This is a genomic window from Bartonella sp. AA168HLJHH, assembly GCF_042197365.1.
Taxonomy (GTDB): domain Bacteria; phylum Pseudomonadota; class Alphaproteobacteria; order Rhizobiales; family Rhizobiaceae; genus Bartonella.
This window is the reverse complement of the sequence record NZ_JBHIRS010000097.1, coordinates 1-522: the sequence shown is the minus strand read 5'-3', so window position 1 is coordinate 522 and position 522 is coordinate 1. Positions and strand designations below refer to the sequence as shown.

The following is a 522-nucleotide window of genomic DNA, read 5'->3' as shown; positions in this document are numbered from 1 at the left end:
AAAGCTGCTAAAGCCCAAAACAAGGAAAAGTCCCATTTGGGTAAAAATCATGGATTTTTTCTTTGTCACAATGCTCCTCCCCAAGAGGTTATAAGGTACAATTTTCTTCTACGTGTTTATGGTATATCCCATGCTTTGTATAGTTTTTCTTGATGATCAGTTGAAAAGAAAGTTTTCAGAGCTCTTTTCCAAAACAAGCACAATGCCTATTGGCAGCGATGAGCAACTCCTTATGTTTTTTTAAAGGGGAGTATTAAGGATGATGGGCTGGTGAAGTTGTCTGATATGAGAGACAATGATACAAAAAGACAATCAGAAAATTTTGCAAAAAAGCTGCACTATGCGTGCAGCTTTTTATGTATTTGCTTTAAAGGTAGACAGGTAGACGTTTTAAAGCATGAAAGTGTCCTTACGGCTTCTATAACCATAATAGCCAAAAACACTCGAAATAATGGCGCCTACCAGACTTCCTAAAAAGCCCCACCACCCCATATTGGAGGCTGTTTTTGTGGCTTTAGTCGC

At 38.5% G+C, this 522-nt stretch carries 1 pseudogene; it reads right to left on the bottom strand.

Annotated features, from left to right (window positions below):
- Window positions 1–390: 390 nt before the first annotated feature.
- Window positions 391–522, bottom strand: a pseudogene (locus ACFINM_RS09945) (DUF3792 domain-containing protein); the annotation flags it as partial.